General features: G+C 35.2%; 2 protein-coding genes and 1 pseudogene. All 3 read right to left on the bottom strand.

The genetic code is table 11. From position 1 onward, the window contains the following. Nucleotides 1-224, bottom strand: a pseudogene (locus tag Q0075_RS08775) (methyltransferase); the annotation flags it as partial. A gap of 135 nt (nt 225-359) precedes the next feature. Further along, entirely contained in the window at nt 360-2,231 is a 1,872-nt protein-coding gene (gene mnmG / locus Q0075_RS08770; protein WP_297869196.1) for a tRNA uridine-5-carboxymethylaminomethyl(34) synthesis enzyme MnmG, read from the bottom strand. Between the two features lie 56 nt (nt 2,232-2,287). Further along, complete coding sequence (gene ybeY, locus Q0075_RS08765; RefSeq protein WP_297869195.1) at nt 2,288-2,707, bottom strand: rRNA maturation RNase YbeY; 420 nt, start codon at nt 2,705-2,707, stop codon at nt 2,288-2,290. Nucleotides 2,708-2,791 lie beyond the last annotated feature (84 nt).

Raw genomic sequence — 2,791 nt, 5'->3', positions numbered from 1 at the left:
GCTTTTCTTTTGATGAAATGATACATTTTTTCAAACAACGTACGTTTTCCATCGGTGTGCGAAATATAATCTTCAAATTCGTAATACGAACCTAATTTATCTAAAGTAGGTTGGGGATGTGTTTTTAAAATCTGATATTCCTCATTTAACAACAAGGAAAAAGATTCTCCAGAAACTGAAAAATCTTTAACGGAAATAAAACTTTTATCTTCTAAAAAATTCATTTATTTTATTTTTATGCGAAAGGCTTATTTTAATGGGGTTGACAAGGTTGTTTCACGTGAAACATATTCAGTTGACAGTCGCAGTGTTCAGTCGCAGTTAAATAAAAAACTGGAAACTGAGACTGAAAACTGAGACTATCTTCCCATATATATTAATAACACAGAAATATCACTTGGCGAAACGCCGCTAATACGAGAAGCTTGTGCGATAGTTCTTGGTCGAATTTTATTTAATTTTTGTTTGGCTTCAATTGAAATGGATTGGATTTTATCAAAATTAAAATTTTCCGGAATAATCATGTCTTCCAAACGAGTCAATTTATCCGCGTTGTTTTTTTCCTTTTCGATATAACCAGAATATTTCACTTGAATTTCGGCTTGCTCAACCACTTCTTGATCTAAATCATGTTCTTCGATATAAGCTGCCACTTTTTTGAATTTTCTAAAATCTTCCAAATCCAATTGGGGACGAGAGAACACTTTAAACATTTTATCAGGTTGACTCATCGGAGCAGAACCTTTAGCTTCTAAAATTGGATTTGCTTCTTCTGGTTTTAAACTTGTTTCTCTAAAGAAATTCACCATCGCATCCGATTGTGAGAATTTTTGCTCCATACGAATCAAACGCTCTTCTTTAGCTAAACCAATCTCAAATGCTTTTGGTGTTAATCTAAAATCAGCATTATCTTGACGCAATAATGTTCTGTACTCAGCACGAGAAGTAAACATACGATATGGTTCCTCAGTTCCTTTTGTAATTAAGTCGTCAATTAAAACTCCAATATACGCTTCATCTCTTTTTAAAATAAATGGTTCTCTATTCTGTACTTTCAATGCTGCATTTATTCCAGCCATTAAACCTTGAGAAGCTGCTTCTTCGTAACCAGTCGTTCCATTGATTTGTCCTGCGAAATATAAACCTTCAACCAATTTGGTTTCTAAAGTGTGTTGCAATTGCGTAGGAGGGAAGTAATCGTATTCGATAGCATAACCTGGTCGGAAAAATTTAACATTCTCAAATCCGGCAACCGAACGTAATGCTTTGAATTGAATATCTTCTGGTAACGAAGTTGAGAATCCGTTAATGTAATATTCGCAAGTTGTCCAACCTTCTGGTTCAACAAATAATTGATGACGTTCTTTATCTGCAAAACGATTAATTTTATCTTCGATAGAGGGACAATATCTCGGGCCTAAACTTTTAATTCTTCCGTTGAACATTGGACTTCTATCAAAACCTTCGCGTAAAATATCGTGCACTTCTAATGAAGTATACGACATCCAACAAGAACGTTGTGTTTTTAATGGAGCAGTTAAATTAGAATATGAAAATTTTTCTGGATGTTCGTCACCAGGTTGCTCTACCATTTTGGAAAAATCTAAAGAACGACCATCTACACGAGGAGGTGTTCCGGTTTTCATTCTTCCTGATTCGAAACCTAACTTCACTAAATCTTCTGTGATTCCAAATGAAGCACTTTCACCTGCGCGACCACCACCAAATTGTTTGTCTCCGATATGAATCAAACCATTCAAAAAAGTTCCGTTTGTCAACACAACTGTCTTTGATTTAATTTCAACTCCAAGAGAAGTTTTCACTCCAACAATCTTTCCATTCTCTGATAAAATTCCAGCAACCATTTCTTGGTAGAAATCCAAGTTCGGAGTATTCTCCAACATCGATCTCCATTCATCCGAAAAACGCATTCTGTCCGACTGCACTCTTGGCGACCACATGGCAGGTCCTTTTGATTTATTCAACATCTTGAATTGGATTGCAGTCTTGTCAGAAACAATTCCAGAGTATCCACCCAAGGCATCAATCTCACGCACGATTTGTCCTTTTGCAATTCCTCCCATAGCAGGATTACACGACATTTGTGCAATGTTTTGAAGATTCATTGTCACCAAAAGCGTAGAACACCCCATGTTGGCAGCAGCAGCAGCAGCTTCACAACCAGCGTGACCAGCACCCACAACAATTACATCATATTGATTTAAAAACATCTTCTATAAATATTATGTTCCACGTGAAACATTTAAAAAAATTCTGATTTATAAGCTTAATGTTCCACGTGAAACATTTGCATTTTTTCCTCTTCTTTCGAACGCATCAAAGCTTCGTCTTTTGGAGATTTATCTTTGTATCCACAGTAGTGTAAAACTCCGTGAGACAGAACGCGCTTTAATTCATCATCAAAAGAAACATTAAAATCATTAGCATTATCTTGAACGCGTTCTACAGAAACGAAAATATCACCCTGTATTAAATTTCCTACCGTATAATCAAAGCTGATAATATCGGTTAAAGTGTCATGATCTAAATACTCAACATTGATTTTATGTAAGTATTCGTCATCACAAAAGATATAATTGATTTCGCCTTCATCAAATCCTTCAGATTCAATAATGCGAGAAATCCAATCTTCATATAGTGCTTCGTTTTCGAGTTCGAAATTTGTTTCGTAATTAAAACTAATCATTGCCTTTAAAATAGTTTTGAACCTTCTGGTTAAAATTGGGTTGCAAAGGTAAGCTTTGTCTGTTTAATATTTCAACACTATTCA

The organism is uncultured Flavobacterium sp., from assembly GCF_937967675.1.
GTDB lineage: Bacteria > Bacteroidota > Bacteroidia > Flavobacteriales > Flavobacteriaceae > Flavobacterium.
Note: the sequence above shows the minus strand (reverse complement) of the source record. Positions and strands in the feature narration are given on the sequence as shown.

What these genes read in the sequence shown, in the direction of transcription:
- ybeY (WP_297869195.1), bottom strand. Translation starts at nt 2,707, where the DNA reads ATGATTAGTTTTAATTACGAAACAAATTTCGAACTCGAAAACGAAGCA.
- mnmG (WP_297869196.1), bottom strand. Translation starts at nt 2,231, where the DNA reads ATGTTTTTAAATCAATATGATGTAATTGTTGTGGGTGCTGGTCACGCT.